A 19309-nucleotide genomic window follows, 5' to 3' on the forward strand; every position below is an offset into this window, starting at 1 on the left:
GACTATCTGATGTGCTGAGACCTTAATCTGACTACAAGCCTGATACAGGCAAGTACGACGCTAGAGCCCAGGCTGGACCTGACTCCCGCTGCGGATGAAGGGATTGCTGAGTGCGGCCGCGGCGCCACGAAGGCCGGCGAGCCCGTCCATCACTACGTACGTCGGCGTCGCCTTGAGCAGATGCGCCATTCGACCCTTGTCTTCGAAGGCCGTTCTGAACTGACTGGCCAAGAAGAAATCAATCATGCGCGGGACGATGCCACCGCAGATATGGACACCGCCGAAGGCTCCAATGGTGAGCACGGCATCACCCGCGACTCGCCCCAGCAGCTCGCAGAAGTGGTTCAGCGCCGCCAGCGCTAGGGCGTTAGGCGTACGATCGGTGCCCAGGGCCGCAGCAGTAACGTCGGCCGGCGAATGATAACGCGCAGGCTCACCGGCAAGTTCAGCATGACACTCATAGATATTCAGTAGGCCGCTTCCGGACACGAGGCGCTCAATCGATACCCGGCCATATTTCTTCAGCAGGATCTTCAGCATGGCGACTTCGTGATCGGTCGTCGGGGCGAAGCTGGTGTGGCCGCCTTCGGTCGCGAGCGGCAGCCATTCATCGTTAACGTTGATGAGTGCAGAAACCCCGAGCCCTGTGCCGGGACCAATCACGAGCTGTGGTGCTGATTGGGACACCGCGGTCTCGTCGACCGCGCCAACCTCGCGCAAGAGATCACCACCAAGTTCACGGACCACACTTACACCCAGCGCCATCGCGGTGAAGTCGTTGACAATGGCGAAGCGCTCGAAGCCCATGGCACTGCGCATGGCCTGCTTGTTGAAGCGCCAGTGATTGTTGGTCATGACGATGTCGGGCTTGTTGACCGGGCAGGCAAAGGCCAGGCTGGCCTGTGCAACGCCATCGAGCGATTGATCTTTCAGATAGCTGCGGATGGCTTCGTCGATATTGTCGTAATCCGCGCAGGGTAAGGTCGCGACCGCAAGGAGATTCGATCCTGCCTGCGGGGCTTCGGCCTGCTGATCAAGCTTCTTATCAGGCTTCCTATCAATTAAGGCAAAACGGGCGTTGGTGCCACCGATATCACCGACGAGTGCGTACGAGTTCATTGCTTTGACTACTCCATATCATGCCAGCTAAAGCCATCGCGGCTGATGAGCGCAACAGCGGCTGAGGGCCCCCAACTACCGGCGGGATACTTTTTGGGTGCTTCGTCAGCCTTGGCCCAGGCTTCGATGAGGCGATCGCACCAGCGCCAGGCATGTTCGATTTCATCGCGCCGTACAAAGAGCGATTGCTTGCCCTGCAGGACTTCCCACAGGAGTCGTTCGTAGGCATCGGGAATTCGCGCAGCGCCATGTTCCTCGCGGAAACTGAAATCGAGGGGGCCTTCTCGCAGACGTCGATCCTTTTCGATGCCTTGATCTTTCAGCAGGACCTGCAGCTGTATCCCTTCGTCAGGCTGGATGCGGATGACGAGCCGGTTGCCTGCAAGATGGGCCTGCGCGGCATCGAAAATATAGTGCGGCGCGGGCTTGAGGTGTATCACGATCTGCGAGAGCTTCTCCGGCAGCCGCTTACCGGTACGCAGGTAAAAGGGGACGCCGGACCAGCGCCAGTTATTTACACGAGCTTTGATGGCCACGAAGGTCTCGGTGTTACTTGTCTTGTTGGCGCCCTCTTCCTGCAGATAGCCGGGCACCTGTTTGCCGCCGCTCGTTCCAGCGCCGTACTGGCCCCGAACCGCATCAGTGGTGATGTCGACCTCACCAAGTGCTTTCAGCACCCTCACCTTTTCGTCACGAATAGCCTGAGCCGACAAATCGGCCGGCGGATCCATCGCGACAAGACACAACAGCTGGAGCATATGATTCTGCACCATGTCGCGCAGTTGCCCGGCCTTGTCGAAATACCCCCAGCGGCCTTCGATACCGACTTCCTCGGCTACTGTGATTTCGACATGGGAAACCGAGCGCTCATCCCAGCTATTACCGAACAAGGAATTGGCAAAGCGAAGCGCAATGAGGTTCTGCACCGTCTCCTTGCCAAGATAGTGATCGATGCGGTAGATCTGACTTTCGTCAAAACAGGCCGCCAGGGCATCGTTTACCTCAGTAGATGATTCGAGGTCGTGGCCGATGGGTTTTTCCGCGACGATGCGTGTGGTGGCGTCAGCACAGCCACTGGTCTTGAGATGCTGCGATACTGTTTCGAACAGAGAGGCCGGCAGCGCGTAGTAGGCCACAAGGCGGTTGTTCGGGCGCTCGTTCAATAGCTTCTGGAGTGTGGCGTAGGTTTTAGCATCCGCGAGATCCATTTCCAGATACGTGACGCGCGCGGTGAAGCGTTCGAGAACATCATCAGACGGCCTCTCGCTGGCAGTGCGGAGTTTAGCAGCCACCTTTGCGATGAAGCTGTCGGTGGTGAATGGCTCACGGGCGATAGCGATAATACGGGTCTGCGGCGTGAGCAAGCCCTGGGCATCAAGGTGATACAGCGCCGGCATGAGCTTGCGCAGTGACAGGTCGCCGCCTGCGCCAAAAAGTGCGAAGTCGGTATCCAGCGACGCCTGCTTGTCTTTCATTCGTTTTGTCCCCGTATGCGCTACGATTCAGCCTTCTGAACATACACCACAGGGGTTTCGCCCGAGTCGTCAAAATAGAACTCGTATTCAGCTGTCTCTTCAGGAATGAAGTAGAAGTTCTCAAACTTGGACGAGCAGTTCGCCATCAACTTCCTGCCAAGCTCGACTTCCTTGTCTTCAGGATTGAGGAAACCGCAGTTGGTGCCTGGCGACCAGGAGGCGTCTGCGAATTTGAACTCATAGGGCTGGCCGTCGGCTTCCAGTTTGGCAGTGGCCTTGTAGAGATCTTCTCCCACACGCTGGACCTTGTAGGCGTCGTCCGCATCCCACCAGGTGAACATGCCACGGAGGTACAGCGTCTGGCTCAGATCAGGCTTGCCGCTCTTGTTAGTAGCCTCACCACCAGAGGTGGCGCAACCGGCCAGCAGCAAGGTCATGGTGACAAGAAAGACGGACAGGATTCTGTTGAGACTGGGCATTGGGGCTCCACTTGACGATGTTGAGGATTGCCGGATGAACTGGCATTGCAAGGGAGGATACAACTTTCCGAATCATACGCACACTGCCGGATGGCGAAGGGTGGCTCAGGGGGAGGGTCAGAGGACTAAAAGTGGCTGCACAGACCCAGGGGAAGTCCGTGCAACCAAAAGGGACACTGGGAGGTGTCTTATCTTCTAAAAAGTTTCCAGCGCTGCTGTGGATTACCGTTGCAGGCCCATAACTGGACGTTGGCGCCGTTGCTCTGGTAGCCGCCGGTCACGTCCATGCAGCTGTTGGCGTTGTTCTTCGCCCGTACGCTGTAGTAGCCGTTGCCCTCATCGCGCATGATCCAGCGCTGGTTGTTCGCGCCGCTCCAGTCCCACTGCAGGATATTGGTGCCATTGACGGTGCGGCCCCAGTCGAGATCGACGACCTTGCCGCTGTGAACCGCGCGCATTGCATAAGTGCCATCGCCAAGGTTGGTGATATCGAACTGCTGATTGCTGCCCCAGTGACAATCCCATTGCGTCAGGCTGGCACCCGCGGCCATGCTTCCAGCATACACATCCAGGCACTTGCCGCTGTGCATGGCCTGCAGCGTGTAGCGGCCTGCTATGGTGCCGACAGGCGTGCCAGGTGTCGTTGGCGCCCTGGTAAACACGGAAGCCTTTTTTGAAGTCTTCACGATGCCGTTCTCGCCGTCGTTAAACAGCATGTTGCCCCATGGCGTCAGGTTGTTGCTGAAATTGCTGACGATGTCGAGCGAGCGTAGGTCGCTGCTGTTTCCGGACCAGGACCAGCCGATGTAGCCGTAGCCGTGGCGGCGCGTGTGGTACATGACGGAGTTGGCTGCGACATATTTGCCAAAGTGATCAGCTGCGAACTCGCCCACGACGAGATGAAGCCCCTTGGCCTTGAACGAATCGAGGTAGCTGCTGACGCTCTGGTCGCTCTGGTAGACGTCGTACATGTGGACGCTGAAGATGGTGTTACGGCGCGGGTCGCTATTGAAAACGGTCTGCGCGTTGTTACGCATGATGTTCTGCCAGTCCTGCCCCCAGTTGGCGGCATCGACCATAAGCGTGTGATTCAGGCCGGCATCGCGGAGACGCTTGATCGCATTCATGTGGCCGTTGACCCAGGCGCTCGCTGGCTGATGGTTGCCGAAGGGCTCGTTGGCAATATTGATGATGACGTAGTCTTCCTGACCGACCAGCGCGTTCTTGATCGAGAGCCAGTAGTCCACAGCCTGATTGATGGTGCTGGCAGTCTGTTCGCCGTAGCCCGTGGTGTCGTGCACCTCCAGAACGGCGATCAGGCCTTTGGACTTCGCCTGCGCGATGGTGTCGCGAACCTGGGATTCTGGGGTGCGCGACCAGAGGACGCCGTTGGAGAGCACGACGCGAACGGTGTTGGCACCGCGACTGGCGATGTTCGCCAGCGACTGGTTAGTCTGTTGCGGGTACCAGGCATGGGCGACATTGACGCCGCGCATGACGAAGGTATTGCCATTGCCGTCGACCAGACGGCTAGCGGAGACGGTAAAGCCGGCATGAGCCGCAATACTGAGCGTGAGCAGAAACAGGCTGGCCGCCACAATCTTCACTGGTGTGAGTACACGCATTCCATCGCTCTCTTATTGATATTTGGGACGATTGACGTGGCGGCAAAGTAGCATAGGCCATAGGTCTTACTGATCGTCGGTTTCGACGAGGCGGGGCGGAATATTTATGGAAACGTGCGGTGATCGACGCTTTGTGGGCCGATAATGAACGCTCGCGCCTACTGGTCGTGGGCGAGATGAGCAGGTATAATGCCGCCCTCCTCAAAACGCTGCGACTCTTTCTCGGGTAGCAACAGCGTCTTAGGGCCCATAGCTCAGTTGGTTAGAGCGTCCGACTCATAATCGGCAGGTCCCAGGTTCAAGTCCTGGTGGGCCCACCATTTGTCTTCATCCAATACTGAACCTGAGCTCAGGTCAAACTGGTCGTGTTCGTCGACAGCCCCTGGAGCCATTTAAGGGCTGTATGGGATCAGGTCGACACACAGCGGAGCTCTTCATGACATCCACAGCTTTTAGTGTTTTATGACGAACTTCCTGTCGATCACTCGAAATTGCTCGGGCACATACGATTGCATCGACACCTCAACGCGCCCCTTCCTTTACCTTTCCCGAAAACTAATTTGAAGGAAGCAACGACTCCAGCAGGCACGCAGAATAGTAGCAGCCAGTAGGGTAAATATAGGTAATACACTATGGCTAGGGATACCCAAAAGAAGATCGAAGCGAAGAACATAAAGAAAAACTTCTTAGAAATTGGAGCATAACTGGTGCAGCCACAACCTCCGCAAAGATAAGGATGTCTTCGCGTCGAGCTAATCAAACGCCAAGCAGAGGTCATTCGCCCGATGCAGCTTTCATACATGCTCGTTCGCACTAGTAAGACCTCGTATTAGTAGTAGAAGTGGTCGTAGACAATCCTGGCAACCCTGTAGTTACAGAGAAGCGAAATCCGCTCCATTGATTGCTTCCATTAAATGTTAGGTCAAGAGCGTATCGTCCGTAATCTAAATTAATATTGTTGCTGGTTCCCTTGAAATTGTTGTCGAAGCTACCAAATGCAAGCCCAACTCCTAGCGATGAATCAATATCCAGTCCAGTGCCGCCGCCGGACACGTCGAAACTGCCTGCTTCAAAGTCGCCTCCGTTCAAGCCATTATTCCCTGTAGAAATACCATTGTCTGTAGTGAAATAGCTTCCCAAACCTCCTGTAGCCCCTACTCCGGGTACTAGCGTTAGATCACCCCCTGCATACACCGTAAATCTTGGCACTAGATTCGACCGCAGCCAATTTGGCAGCAAATTGCCAATAATCTTCAATGGATTCAGGCGTTTAGAAGCATTGTTTGAACTCTGACGCTCATTATTAAAAAGGTGTTGTATAGCGGCTGTCACGGCACCATTCGCAAAGCTCCCACCACTGAGTTTAGAAGCAGTCCCTCCGAAAATTGCCGCTATAGCAGTGCGACCTGCTACCGCAGCGACACTCTCGCCAGATATAACGGTATTGGACGCGAGTCCACCAATCTTACCGATACCACCTGCCATGGCGCCTGACCTGAAGTCACCACCTCCAGCAACGCTTATCGCTCCCCCCAAAGCACTGTGTGCTGCTACGGCACCCACTGTTTTCATATCAAAGAATGTATAGTCTCCAAAAGCCTCCCCAATACCCGCAGATATGCCTGCCTGCACTGCAGTTGTTACCATGGTCACCATGGCAGCCTGAAAATCTCCATCAGTTACCGCGTAGGTTACCGCCGCTGCGATAACGGCACAGGCTGGGGCGAAAGCTATACAGCCGCCTATCTGAATAACCTGACTCAAGTATTTATTCTTCCGCATCAACCGGCCAAGCTCCCGCAGAGCCTTGTCGATTACGTAAAGCGTCGCTACGATCGGAGCTAACACCGCAGTCGCTATAGCTTTTACAAGCTTCTTGAAGAAGAACCCGCTCGGGTCCGTCATTGAGAGCGGATTATTCAAGACATAGCTATACCTGTTCAGGCTCTGCAGATTATCCGGTTCCTGAACAAAGGGGTCAGCCGAGAGGAATCGCCCCAATTTCGCGTCGTAGACGCGACCGTTCATGTGAATGAGGCCCACGGCATCGAGATGCTCGTGACCTGTAAAGCCTCTGTCGGTCGTTTCATTCCTGTAGTTCAGCAGGTTGAATTCAGACATGACCGAAGCATCAACGAATCGGCGCTGTCCCCAGGCATCGAACGCCTGGCGCGTGACTGCTGCATTAACATCCGCAGTCGCGACCAATTTTGAGACATCTACAAGCGCAACGATCGAACCAAGATTATCGGTAAGCTGATACTGTTCAGTGACTTTGTCTGACGCGTCGATGGTAATAATGACCGGACCCAGCGAATGCCGCTCCTTGGTCTTACTACCTGTGCTACTGCTTGTTTTAACGAGCTCATAAGTACCGACATAAAGCGTCTCTGTGGTACCGGCCGGAGTTCGATCAATACGCTTGAAACGGCTACGGTCCGGCCCGTAGAAGATTTCTACCGATGCGTCGCCCTTGGTGATTCGTTTAGGCTTGCCGAAACTTGTCCATTCGATAGTGCGCCCATCACCAGAAACCATATCGCCGTTGCGGTTATAGCAGTACTGAGCACCACCGGCTTTACTCACCGCATGGCTGTTTGCGCTGTAAGACGATCCCTCACAGGCAGTGCCATATTCATAGTCGCCCACATCAGACTTGAACGTGATATTGCCGTTATGGCTGTACCTCATGTTTCGCGTCTTGGTGCCAGTTATCGACGTTTCCGTCAGCACGCTCAGTCGATTGAGCTCGTCGTATTGAGCAGATTCGGACCAATTGTTGAGGTCGTCACTCCGACTGGAGACATTACCCAGCGCATCATAGGTGTAGTGATTGACCTGCAGATCGCCGAGTGCGGCAGGCGTGCTACTGACGATGGATTCAATCCAGCCAGTCTCAGCCATGTAACCCCTGCTCGTCGTGATAACACCATTGGCAAGGCGTTCGAGAGTCACCTGCCCTTTGGCATCCGTTTCAACTGCCTGCCAATAGATTCCGCCTGTATCTCGAACGATGCTCGTTAACATAGAACGGTGGTTGTATTTCTGGTGAACAACCAGACCGCCAGGGTACATCGTAGCTCTCGGACGGCTAAAGTTGTCGAAATCTGTGACTGTTGTTAGCGCCTTGCCGTCGATCGTTCGCATTTCGGCGTATGGGCGACTGAGTGAATCGTAATAGTTCCTCGCGGTGAAGCCGTCTGGCCCAGTCACCAACGAGGGCAGGCCCAAGCCGTTTGCCGCGGTATCATAGGTCCACTGCGTCACTTGCTGCGCAGGCGAAGCGCCTACGCATCCCTCCAGCGCTTGCTGTGGAGTACCTGCAAAGTTATCGATCCGACGGGCCTTACGGCCTAGCCTGTCATACTCGTAGCAGACTTTCTGTTGCTCAGCGTCAGTCTGGAGCACCAGTTCCCCAAAGACGTTATTGACATAGGTCCAGCGACCTTTAGCCGGGTCATTGAGGGCAGTCTTGAAACCGCGCCGGTTGTATTTAACAGTTGTGACAAGCCCTGCTGTTTCATCAGTCACAGATATTTGATTGCCGAAACCATCGTATTTATAGACAAGGCGATTACCGTTTTGGTCAACCACGGAGCCCGGCTTGCCGAGGACGTTGCTGACCTCGGTTCTCTGTTGCCCTTTTTCGTTGATGTAAGTGACCTGTCGCGTGCCATACACAGTGGTAGCTGTATAGCCGCGTGCATCTTTCGTTCGCGTCGGTCGTCTAAGATCGTCGTACTCGAGCACTTCCGTATACGGCGCGTACTCGTTCTGGAAGTGTGGAAGATAACTGCGCGTGATTCGGCCGATGCGGTCGTACTCATTTCGGGTCACGATTACACGGTCTTTGAAGGGGTCGAGGGAATGGCTCTCACGCTGTCGACCGAGCACATCGAAGAAAGTTTTCGACCAGTTTCCGAAAGCGTCTACTGAAGTCGTCTTATATGTCGCCCACGCGGGCTCGCCAGCAGCTATACCGCCATAGCTCGTCTTTGAATAATTATCATCGGCGGCCTCTTCCAGGGTGGGGCGACCGTAGGCGTCATAGTGCCACGTCGTCGTTTGCCCATTCGTCGTTGTACTGGAATGTTTCAGCCCGTTCGCATACGAGCTCATCGTGGCGGTGTGGCCTAGCGCGTTGGTCATCGATGTTTGTCGACCAAAATCATCGTAGGTGTAGCTGATAGTTCGCTCGATCGGCTTGGTACCAGCCATCCCTCTAGAAACCACTCTAGACTTCAGACCGAAATCGAAATACTCATACAACGTGGTAAGGCGTGAGGCTTCGTCATCGGGCTCTACGGTTTCAGTTTCGATCAGGCCCTGACGATTATGAGTCGTGTAGTAGGTCCAGGCTGAAGACTTTGAAACCGTTTCGAGTGGTAGCCCATCGACCACGCCTTCATGAGTCACGTCTGTTCGCGTCACACGTCCGAACATCCACTGCGCCGGATCATTCTGATCGTATTGACTGGTCGTCGTTGTAGTAAGGTGATCTCCAGAATCATCGGTGACAGTAGTTATCGTCTGGTAAATCTCACCGTAATAGGGCTCATTTGGACTACCCCCGGAAGTTCTGCCGGACACATCCGTATAAATATACTGTGTGACGGACTCGGTCCAACCACCAAGCAGGTCGAACTCACGTTCCGTTTCAGAAGTTTTCTGAATGACATATGGATAGGCTGCCGGCGCGTAAGGACTTACCCGCAGCGAGGGTTCAATTCCAGTGCGCCTTTCATAATTGATCGTCTTCCTGGACATCAGGAATGGATTGCTGTTTCGGCGAATATATCGCTCACTCTTGATGAGGCGTCCAGCCGTCGCCAGAACGTGGCTATAGGTATTAACGACATAATCGCCAGTGTCCACGTTCACAGAGGTTGTTTTTTCGAAACCTAACTGCCCTTTATTGGTAACGTCAGTCTTCAGATTTTCATAGGAATAGGCTTTGAACTTTGAGCCTCCAAGTCCATCGGGTGTGGAGACGCGCTTGACTACCTGCACTGCGGACCGCACCGGCACAATAGGATAGCCCTGGTACCAGCTGGACTGAGGATTGTAGGTGTATACAGACTCGTCCAGGATGGTGGAATACCAGATGTTCGTGAGGTGGCCTAAACCTGTCGTTATCTGGGTTAAATAGTCGGGATAGCCCTTTACGTTGAGAGACCTGGTCTCGAGCCCAGTATCAGATCTGAAGATCAGATCGACAGCTCCGTCCCCTTCAATATCCATGACACTCACAGTTCCGTAATGCGAAATGTCGCCCTCACAGTCACCGCTGTTCGACGTGCAGACTCCGGACTCGACACGCACCTTAAAGCCTCCAAACAAATAGTTTTCTGGAGGGGTGTTGAGTGCTGCCACAACACCTTTAGCATCATCCCTATAGACAAGGTCTGGCAGGCCATCGTCGTTTACGTCGGTGAACTGGATTGTGCTGAGATTATCGGCGCCGTTACATCCTGGGTCCGTATCGTTACAGATGGCTGTTGAACGGATGACGTCGCCGAAACTACGGCCAGTATTCGCATAACATGAAATGCCAGATCCATTCAATGCGCAGATATCTGTGAGTCCGTCTCCGTTCACATCTGTGTAACTAAGGCTGACGCGATAGTGGGTTCTCTTGTCATCTATCACCCCCCGACGCTGGCTGCATCGAGTATCGTAGTTCGCACAAAGATCGGTACGATAAGAGATTAGCTCCTGGAAAGCTCCGCCCGTGTAAGTGTAAACGCGCAAACCTTCGTCTGATCGAAAAATAATCTCGCTTTTGCCATCACCATTGATGTCTATAAGACTATTGAAACGAGCTTCACCTCTTTCCATGAGGGTTTTTTCCACCGTTTGCCCGGGGAACGAGGGATGAGTGTACTTATAAGTAATTGGATCGCTACAATTTCCTGGAGCCGTCCCAGATGCTGAACAAATACTCGTTTGAACGAGCTGGTATACTGTTGGGCCAGCACCAAAGCCATAGCTTGCGCCAGCGGAGGCGATAGCACATTGCATGCCCGCATCACGCTGCCAGCACGCGCTCAGCCTGCCGTCGCCAGTGAAGTCTCCGAAGCTCACCCCACTGTGAGGAATACAATTCGAGTTACCGTCACAAGCGAAAAGTTGGCTTGCAGGTCTTGCTACAGGATTATTTGGCCCTGCAAAAAACTTTAGAACACGATTGTGAATAGGTACGATCAGCTCAGGCAGGCCATCGAAATCAACGTCGATAAACTGAATAGCAGCATTGCGCTCTTTTATCGAATTACAGTCGCCTGCAGTAGCGGTAGCACAAAGATCAATTTGGTACTGTGGTCCATCAAAGGGTAGACGTGACGTCAGTCGACAGTTGTAGCCATGGCCCATCCAGTAACAGACATCGGTTTTACCATTGCCGTCAAGATCGGCGTATTTGATGCTCGAAGGTAGACCCTCCACGCAATCCAATGCGCCATTCGCGCAAATCCCGGTATTTCTCTGCCCTGCAAACGCCATGACGCCTGGAAAGTCTGAGTCCGACCATTCAAATGTGGTGGGAGCAAGACATGATCCATCTGCGCCGCATTCCTGGAGCTGAGTGAGACGATTCAACTCAGAGAGAGGACCCGTTTCATAATCGAAGTAATAGGTGCGAAGAATGTCGCCTGCTGCATCGAACGTCTTGAGGGATACAAGTTGACGTCTGCTAATTGTTCTGGAGCCGCCCTCATAACTGATTTCCTGCTTAGCGTAAGAGTTATAGCCGTACGCGACATGGCCGCCGGGATATCGGATTTCCGCGAGCGATGGCTCGATACTTGCCGCGTTATGATACGCATAAATTCGCTCGTTCCCTGTTCTATCGGCCAGGCTCTTCAATAGCCAACTTTCTACAGCTGAGCTATCGCTTGTGAGATCCTTTGAGTCGACGGTTGTACCGAAGTACGCGAGTTCCCCAGACTTATACTCCACCTTGAAGTTATCTGGCCCATGACCCCCGTAGCTGCCAAATGAGGTAATTCTGACAAACTGATCTTCCTCAGTTCGATAGACCGCCCCATCTGACCCGTAAGGCCGCCCATTGATAACAACAAGAGGCGATCCACCAAAGCAGAATCGATCTGCACTTGTCATCGTTACCGCTGGCGCATTTCCTACAGAGCAGCGAGCGATTGCATTTGAAGTAGTGATGCCCCAACCGACTCCCAAGAGACCACCGGGGTTTCCGCTTGAGTATGAAAGCTCCAGCTTGGGATCTATGCCACCTCTGCCGGGTGAGACCACGAGCGGAATACTATAGCCAGCAGAGCCCAGCGCATTTACATCAAGCACACCCGATGTAGCGCCTGCCGTATAGGTGCCATCTTTCGAGTGATTAATCGTGGGAACTGGGGGCCGAGCGTACGACTGATCAGCCTTCCATTCTTTAAGAATTCGGTTCGACCCAAACACAGCAATGAAGTCTTTTTGCGAAGGGTCGTCGAGAATAAGGTCTTCGGCACGATCTCCATCAACTTCGCTAAAACGCAGCTTCACACTATCGTCGAAGCCAGAGTCTCCTAAGGGATTTATTACGCTGTAGACTGGAGCGCCACCATAGACAATTGTCAAAGGACCGGACCCGGGCTGCAGGATCATGTCTCGCACGCCATCTCCATCAAGGTCTGCCGCATAAATTTTGACGCCGGCGTGTCTCCAGGCGACCGAGTTAATGAAGCTCTGGTCCGGTCCGACGATGTAGCCGCAGCCAGCGTCGTTCCTGCGACAATCCTGATTGATCAAAATGCCTGGAAGATCTGTGAAGACCAGTGGGGTATTAATTGGACCAGCAATCAACACGAATTCTTTGCGTGGCTTTAGATAAAGCAGCTTTTCCTTGACCCCATCGTTATTAAGATCGCCGTAACCCTCCATGATTTCCCAGGCGCAGCTGTCAACCCCGTCAGCCAACTTCCATGCAGGACAAGTCGACCATTCCGAATAACTGTTATTTTGCGCAGGCTTATTAACCACGTCATAAAAGTTCCCGTTTATGAGAACTCGTGCGAAGAGGTCAGCCAGATTGATTGAGCTGTCTGCTGCTGGACTTGTTGTTCCGTCGAATGACGTATTGAATAGTTTTGAGAACCCGCCGAACCCGAACGAAATTTGGGCGGCTTGGTTATGTGACTGTGGAATAAAACTGATGCTCTTGATGAGATCATAGAGATTCATCGAGTAGAGGTTAGCGGACGTGTAACTGAGACCCAGTTCTGTTGGGTAAATTCTGTTGGTGCGGAACTCCTCCGCACCATGAGACATGATTAGAACAGGGTTGTACCAGTCGAGTAGAAGTAACGAGTCTCTCCGATTGTCACCATTCAGATCTATGCTATGCCACACACCTTCAAGCAGTGTCCAGGTCGAAGCAGCAAATTTCGCAGGATCAATATTGAATATCGGAGCGCAAGGGGAATGGCCTTCCGCTCCACATTGATAGTCTATCAACATGTCTGGCAGACGCTTGGCCGGAACCATAACGTCAATGTCGCCGTGGATGAGTACCAACTCATGCTTTGCCTTTAAATAAAGCACCCGTCTCGTGCCACCCGTTCCTCCCAGATCGTAGTTTCCTACGAGCGCTTCATAGGCGCATCCGTGTGGGGCGTCTGTTTTGGCCCATCCTGGACAGGAACTGAGGGATTCAGCGATATTAGGCGATTGCAGACCAGTCGTAGCGGAAATAGCAGAAGACTGATCAAATCCGAACTCAAAAATACTCGGATCAAGCGTCCAAGCCGGCGGCTCACTCACAACTGGCGTGGTGCCTTCGTTACCGATAAGAACAGGAGACTCACCCGTCCAGGCATAAACTTCACCGGTACTGCCAGTGGCAAAGCGCAGTGCTGCGCCGGTATCAGTGGTCGTTTTCTCGATGGAGGAAGTATTGTTGCCAGGGTCGTAGCCAAGCTCATCCAGAGTCACGACGTCAGAAATGAAATCGACCGCGTTGAGCGATCGGATGATGACTGTATCGCCCTCGTCGGGCTGAAGGATTGAATCAACACGCTGGTCCTCGTTGAGCTCGGTGTTCATCCAGTGGGTGTCGAGCTTTGTCCAGGTGACTGCATCCAGAACATTCGAAGAAGGATCACGCACGAGTAGACAGGGGGGCGTTGAGTCGCCGCAATCAAGATTGACGAGCCAGCTTGGTAGATCAGTCCGTTCAAGCATGATGCTGTGGGTGGCTGAAACTACGGTGACTTCGTGCCGGGGCTTGAGCCAGAGAAGCGTCTCGAGATCACCATCGTCGTCCAGATCATGCTCGCCCTTCCAGGCCTCGAAGGCGCATCCCGCGGGACCGTCCGTAGCTAGCCAGCCGGGACACTGCGAAGGCGCACCAGTCTGATTCGGCACACTCGCCAGAACTTCGGCTGAAGCTCCTGTAGTGAATCCTAGTGCCAGCACAAGGGCTGAAATGAGTGCGCGTAGAACAGACTGCGTGCTTACACTATTTTGTGCCATCGGCTACTTCCTTCACACTGGCGCTGGCGCCAGAGACTACGAGAGATAAGTGGTTGAGCTGTTCGAGTTCGATCGGGCGATGCCATTAAACAGACATAGGCCGTCCCAACTTAGACTGCTAATGGCCGGCAGTGTATTGAATACAAAGTTAAGTAGCATTCGATGAGGCGTCGATTTGACAATCTTTTACAATTGATTGTTATTTTCGACCTCAATTGTAAAACATTGTCAAATCCGCATCCGAAATATTGCCCGGAACCCTCCCAAGCTTTATCTTTCACATCAGATTTTCATCAGCTACGTTTAAATGGCCAAGTAATTTAGCGAGCAGCGGCTCAACTTGTACTTTGCCTTACAATTAGAGACGTAGATCGCCCTGGGGAACGCCGATGCGATGTGTTAAAGAACTTGCTTATATAGTCATAGGCCTAGGGCTTTCCGTTAGTACTAACGCAGAAACCACGGACACCGTTGAAGTCGTCAAAGTATGTAATGCTGACGTCGGTATAAAGCTCGCGAACTCAGGATGGGTTGTCGTGCTGGAAACTGAGGTTGGCTCGGTGAACGTGGAGAGAGTCCAGACCCTAGCAAACTACTTGCTTGCATCGGGTTCGCCGGCTGGAAACATTAGCTCGAACACCGTCATGACCTGGTGTGGCATCAGCAACGTCAAACCGATTAAAGCCCTCTCAGCAGCTAGCAGTCAGATTTAACCGTGGATACCACTATGAAAAGATTATTTGCAGCCTCATGCATGATCAGCGCCCTCGGAATGTCTGGTGCTAGCAACGCGGGCGACCGTGTCATAGGCCTTTATATCTGTGAAAACGATGTGGGCATCAAGTTGGCTACAGGTGGCTGGCACGTGGCACGTGAGCTGGACCTAGGCGCAGAAGCAGTGACGAGACTGTTCTCCGCAAGCCTTGTTCAAATGTCTACTCAGAGCGCTACGGGCAACGTCACCGCAGGTGCGGCTGTTTCTTGGTGCGGGCTTTCTAACGTCAAACCGGTCACCGCTTTAGAGATTACCAATGTTGCAGCAAGCGGCAGTGCGACTGGCTCAACTGGCGGCACTACACCTGGTATTACAAGCCTTACCGTGGAAGCTGAAACGCTTACGCTGTCAGGTTATATGATCGAGGGTACGAAAGGTGACAGGATTGCCGTGTCCTCTAGCTCTAGCAATGGCGTGGGTAGCGCCTCGCTAACCTCCACGCTTGACCCCGGCACATACAATATTGTTGTGACAAACATCATCGAAAATGATGGGCAATCGACTTTAAAGCTTTTCGTCGACGGCACCTTCATCGAAACACAGCAATACGCGCTTGATACCACGAACCAGTATTTCGATACGTTGACATTTTATGGTGTGACGTTGGCAAAAGGTTCAGTGATCAGGTTTGAAGGAAAGATGGATGGGTCTGCGACTCGGGCGCGGATTGATAAGATTACGATAGAGTGATGCAAATGAAGATAGTCGTTAACAGCTTGAAACATGTGCTTTGCCCAGTAACTCTTATCCTCTTAGGGTACAGTTGTACTAGCTACGCGAGTGAGGGCGAAGGAAAAGTAACTAATTATTGGATCCACCTGAATCATGAGAGCATGGTTTTCATACTGGATAACCAAAAAGATAGACCCGCATGTGCAACTTTTGGCGCACCTCACGGTCGTTATACTATTAATACTGCTACCGATCGAGGCAAAGTTGCAGCTTCTGTGGTCATTGCTGCTAAAGCTACTGGCCAGCGCCTGAACGCTGGTGGATCCGGTAAGTGCAGTCATTACTCAGACTCCGAAGATCTTTTGTACCTACATGCTTACTAAATTATTGCACACAGCCTCTAAAAGCAGCCAATAATTAAGGTCATAGAGCGCTACTTGCCACTTTACTGAGAAAAATGTATGAATAGATTTAAGTCTCTCATTGCACTTGTAATGCCATTGATCACGGCCTACGCAGCCGCAACAGAAGTGGGCGACGTATCCATAGTCAGTCTCGACGTTAACAGAAGCCTGCAACAAGTCTTCGTCCTCACATCATCTACACACAAGCCGCAGATGGATTGCCATAAGGATATATGGTGGCATTTCACATTCAGCATTAAAACTGAAGCTGACAAGGCAGTTTTCTCAACCCTTCTGGCTGCACAATCCGCCGGCAAGAAAGTTTTTATTAGCGGCAAATCAGACTGCCAACCTGATGGTTATAACCGTGTTGAAGAGCTACTTCACGTCACCATCAAAAATTAAAGACAGCATTCAGTGGTATAGATAATTAAATGTAAAGACTAGCTAATCGACATAATATACAAACAACGCACCAAAAAATTATTGTTAATCAACCTGTTGTACACTTAAGTCTTAGCAATTATCTACTGAATTAAAGGCACAATGAAATGAACTCAAAAATAGCATTTTTATTTTTATCAGCCCTTACCATCCAGAACGCCTCAGCCGAGTGGACAAGTTCATTACAGGTTAGTGCAGTAGAAGTTCATGCCTCGGGGGTGTATATCCTGGTTCCTGTCTCTGGATTAAAGGCAACTAGCTGCATAAGCACACAGACTTACCAATATATTCAATTTTCCTCGGTTAATGAAAAACTGACCGATCGAGCTTTATCATCGCTTCTATTCGCAAAAGCTACGGGAACGAAATTCAAAGCGCACATCGACAGCTGTCATAACAGCTACGCCCTCGCTAACTCAATCTCTTTGGATTAGTTCTTCAGGGGCGTCCTTTTCTGTCTTTGTTAAACGTGTCTCGGCTGCTTGACTGATCCGGAGTTAACAGAACCGCCGAGAGCTCGTCGGACCGCTTGAGCAACTCATTCGGAACTCGTTTTCCTCCAGATCAGCTTGGCGCTAAGCGCGTCAACGTTTGATCTCTGGATCACTCGTCATGCTTCGCACCCTTATCGGGGCGATCCTACTATGTGCATTTATGCATTGCGTTTTAACCCCCTGCCTCAGCCACGCCGCTTTAAACCGGCCGCTGCCTGCGATCAAATCGGCAGGAGCGGCTGAGCAGGGAGACATCGTCCGAGCACGGTATTTGAATAGAGAAACTCTTTTCACTCCAGGCGGCCTCAGAATCATTCGTCAATCAAATCGCACACCCGAAATAGAGTACCCTGCATTTTTGTCATTGAAAATCGTGAGGCCATTGCCGGCCGGATCACTGAATATTTCTGGCTCAGCGCCACTTCCGGCATCACTGGCTAATTTCACAGCTGCGCTCCATGTGCCAAACGCATTGCTGTAGCGAGCGCTCCAGACGTCAGCGTAGAAGCGACGTCGCTTTCCAGCTGTCAGACCGCAGGTACGTTACCAGTGGCATCGACCGACACTTTAGGATGTTCCTCAATTGTTGATAGCTTTTATGGCGGCCCCCAGAAAAATGTCGAACCGTTGTACCGATTCGCCCAGATACTACTGCCGCCGATATCATTCTGCTGCCAGATGACTGTGGCGTTGCCGTCCGCAGCAGCGGCAACCTCTTAATAATAGTAGAGCCGGTAGCTGATTCAGCTAGCTGCGCGATTTCCGGCAGCTCCTTGAGACAGTTGTAGCGGCTGCTCCAGATACTTGTTTCTGCACCCTGCGTCTGTCGCCACACTGCATGCGCACTCTCGGCAGCTTTGGACCCTATCTTAACCGAATGGGCCGAGCCTGAATCATCAGTCTCGACGAGTAAGGCTGGCACCCGGGCCTCAGAGACAGCCCTGTATCGCACGCCAGATGCTGTAGGTAGAGGCTTGCTGCTCCGATCAAACGACGAGCGCGTCGCCATCTGCGCCCAGCACGATATCAGGCCATCGTCATCGCTGGCGAGACGATTATTATCAATTAGTACTGAATTTACTAATTAGTATATGGGATAATAAATCTTAATAAACTGATCATCGAAATGGGCATATCATGACATCCTCGTCGCATACCAACTGGCACTTCCCCCGCACCAAACTTGCGGAAAGGATCTTGAAAAGCTTCAGAGAAGGGCTGGCTGAGCGCGTAACGATCTTCGCACCCCGGCGGCGCGGAAAAACCGAGTTTGTTCAGCGCGATATTGCGCCGATGGCTAAAGCCCAAGGTATTCTCGTTGTCTATGTGGATTTCTGGCGGGATAAAGCCTCCCCGGCAACGGCGCTCGCCACAGCCGTCATGACAGCCCGACGGGAACAGGAAAGCTGGTTTAAGGGACTACTGAGCAATTCCAGCTTGAAAGCCAGTCTGAACCTGCTCGGGGGCGATCTCGCACTGGAGGTGTCGCAACAGAGAAAACAGGCTGAAAAGAAGATAGTCGAAGCTGCTTTTGACGAGCTTGAAAGTACTGACAAGCCGGTGTTGTTATTGCTTGACGAAGTACAGCATCTTGCCACTGATCCCGACTTCAGCGATTTTACCGCCGCGCTGAGAAGCTTCATGACGGCGAGATCGGACTATAAGATCAAGGGCATCTTCACCGGCTCCAGCCAGGAAGGACTTGCCCAGCTGTTCAAGCGAACGAAGGCCCCCTTCTACAACGCCAGCTCTACCATCGAGTTCCCCGATCTGGGGGAAGATTTTGTCGCCTTCGAACTTGATGTCTTTCGTCGCGTGACCGGTGGGGCACATCTTGACGGGTCGAAGGCCAATGAAGTTTTCAGAGCGATGGCACGGGCACCCGGAAGATTCACCGACCTACTCAAAAGAATGGTGCTCGAAGAGGTTCATGATATCGACGAAGGTGTTTCCCGCTTTTCAGATACCGTAATTGAAGAAGACCATCAGCAGTTCATGACACTGTGGCAGGGCATGCACCCGATGGACAAAGCTCTGCTGATCATGATCTCACGGGGCGAACATAAAGGCCTCTACAGCGATGAGTACAAAACAAAGCTGAAAGCGCTCTGTCCAGAACTGGACCCCCCAAAAAATTCAGCTATCCAGAACGCAGTGAATCGGCTCAAGAACCACCCGATCAACGCTATCTTCAGCAGTGAGCATGGCCTCTGGCGATTTGCAGACCCCGCATTCGAACATTTCGTGGCGTCACAGGATAATCAGGGGGACGAGACAGAGTTTTGACACTGAGCATCGATCATTTGGTGGCGCTGTCCGTCTAAGGTTAGCAA

10 protein-coding genes and 1 tRNA gene are annotated in these 19309 nt (G+C 52.5%); 5 read left to right on the forward strand and 6 right to left on the reverse strand.

Going from position 1 to position 19309, the window contains the following annotated elements:
- Positions 1-60: 60 nt before the first annotated feature.
- From glk to ACH3PB_RS15050, 4 genes are all read right to left on the reverse strand, one after another.
- Positions 61-1119 (reverse strand): glucokinase, encoded by a 1059-nt coding sequence (gene glk, locus ACH3PB_RS15035; RefSeq protein ID WP_416396159.1) that lies wholly within the window; start codon positions 1117-1119, stop codon positions 61-63.
- Between the two features lie 8 nt (positions 1120-1127).
- Positions 1128-2594: a glucose-6-phosphate dehydrogenase gene (gene zwf, locus ACH3PB_RS15040; protein WP_416396161.1), complete on the reverse strand. Its 1467-nt coding sequence runs from the start codon at positions 2592-2594 to the stop codon at positions 1128-1130.
- A gap of 20 nt (positions 2595-2614) precedes the next feature.
- On the reverse strand, positions 2615-3073 hold the full coding sequence (locus ACH3PB_RS15045; protein WP_416396162.1) for a hypothetical protein: 459 nt from the start codon (positions 3071-3073) through the stop codon (positions 2615-2617).
- A gap of 188 nt (positions 3074-3261) precedes the next feature.
- On the reverse strand, positions 3262-4698 hold the full coding sequence (locus ACH3PB_RS15050; RefSeq protein WP_416396164.1) for an RICIN domain-containing protein: 1437 nt from the start codon (positions 4696-4698) through the stop codon (positions 3262-3264).
- Positions 4699-4941: 243 nt separating this feature from the next.
- Here ACH3PB_RS15050 and ACH3PB_RS15055 point away from each other — a divergent pair.
- Positions 4942-5018 (forward strand) — tRNA-Ile (locus ACH3PB_RS15055).
- A gap of 493 nt (positions 5019-5511) precedes the next feature.
- Here the strand turns inward: ACH3PB_RS15055 and ACH3PB_RS15060 are convergent.
- The gene (locus ACH3PB_RS15060; RefSeq protein WP_416396165.1) at positions 5512-13896 is read right to left on the reverse strand and encodes an RHS repeat-associated core domain-containing protein; all 8385 of its coding nucleotides are present in this window, start codon (positions 13894-13896) and stop codon (positions 5512-5514) included.
- Positions 13897-14914: 1018 nt separating this feature from the next.
- Between ACH3PB_RS15060 and ACH3PB_RS15065 the strand changes: the two genes are divergently transcribed.
- The 3 genes from ACH3PB_RS15065 to ACH3PB_RS15075 all read left to right on the forward strand — a co-directional run bounded on the left by ACH3PB_RS15065 (position 14915) and on the right by ACH3PB_RS15075 (position 16916).
- Positions 14915-15652, forward strand: coding sequence for a hypothetical protein (locus ACH3PB_RS15065; RefSeq protein ID WP_416396167.1), 738 nt, complete (start codon positions 14915-14917; stop codon positions 15650-15652).
- A gap of 443 nt (positions 15653-16095) precedes the next feature.
- Entirely contained in the window at positions 16096-16443 is a 348-nt protein-coding gene (locus ACH3PB_RS15070; protein ID WP_416396169.1) for a hypothetical protein, read from the forward strand.
- A 146-nt stretch (positions 16444-16589) separates the two neighbouring features.
- The gene (locus ACH3PB_RS15075; RefSeq protein WP_416396171.1) at positions 16590-16916 is read left to right on the forward strand and encodes a hypothetical protein; all 327 of its coding nucleotides are present in this window, start codon (positions 16590-16592) and stop codon (positions 16914-16916) included.
- 378 nt (positions 16917-17294) lie between these two features.
- Here the strand turns inward: ACH3PB_RS15075 and ACH3PB_RS15080 are convergent, their stop codons facing one another.
- A complete protein-coding gene (locus ACH3PB_RS15080; protein WP_416396173.1) occupies positions 17295-17423 on the reverse strand; it encodes a hypothetical protein in 129 nt (42 codons plus the stop codon).
- A gap of 750 nt (positions 17424-18173) precedes the next feature.
- On the opposite strand from ACH3PB_RS15080, the gene ACH3PB_RS15085 reads away from it, so the two are divergent.
- Positions 18174-19262, forward strand: coding sequence for a hypothetical protein (locus ACH3PB_RS15085; protein ID WP_416396175.1), 1089 nt, complete (start codon positions 18174-18176; stop codon positions 19260-19262).
- Positions 19263-19309 lie beyond the last annotated feature (47 nt).

The sequence above is a fragment of the Allohahella sp. A8 genome, from assembly GCF_047946665.1.
In the GTDB taxonomy this organism is placed as follows: domain Bacteria; phylum Pseudomonadota; class Gammaproteobacteria; order Pseudomonadales; family Oleiphilaceae; genus Allohahella.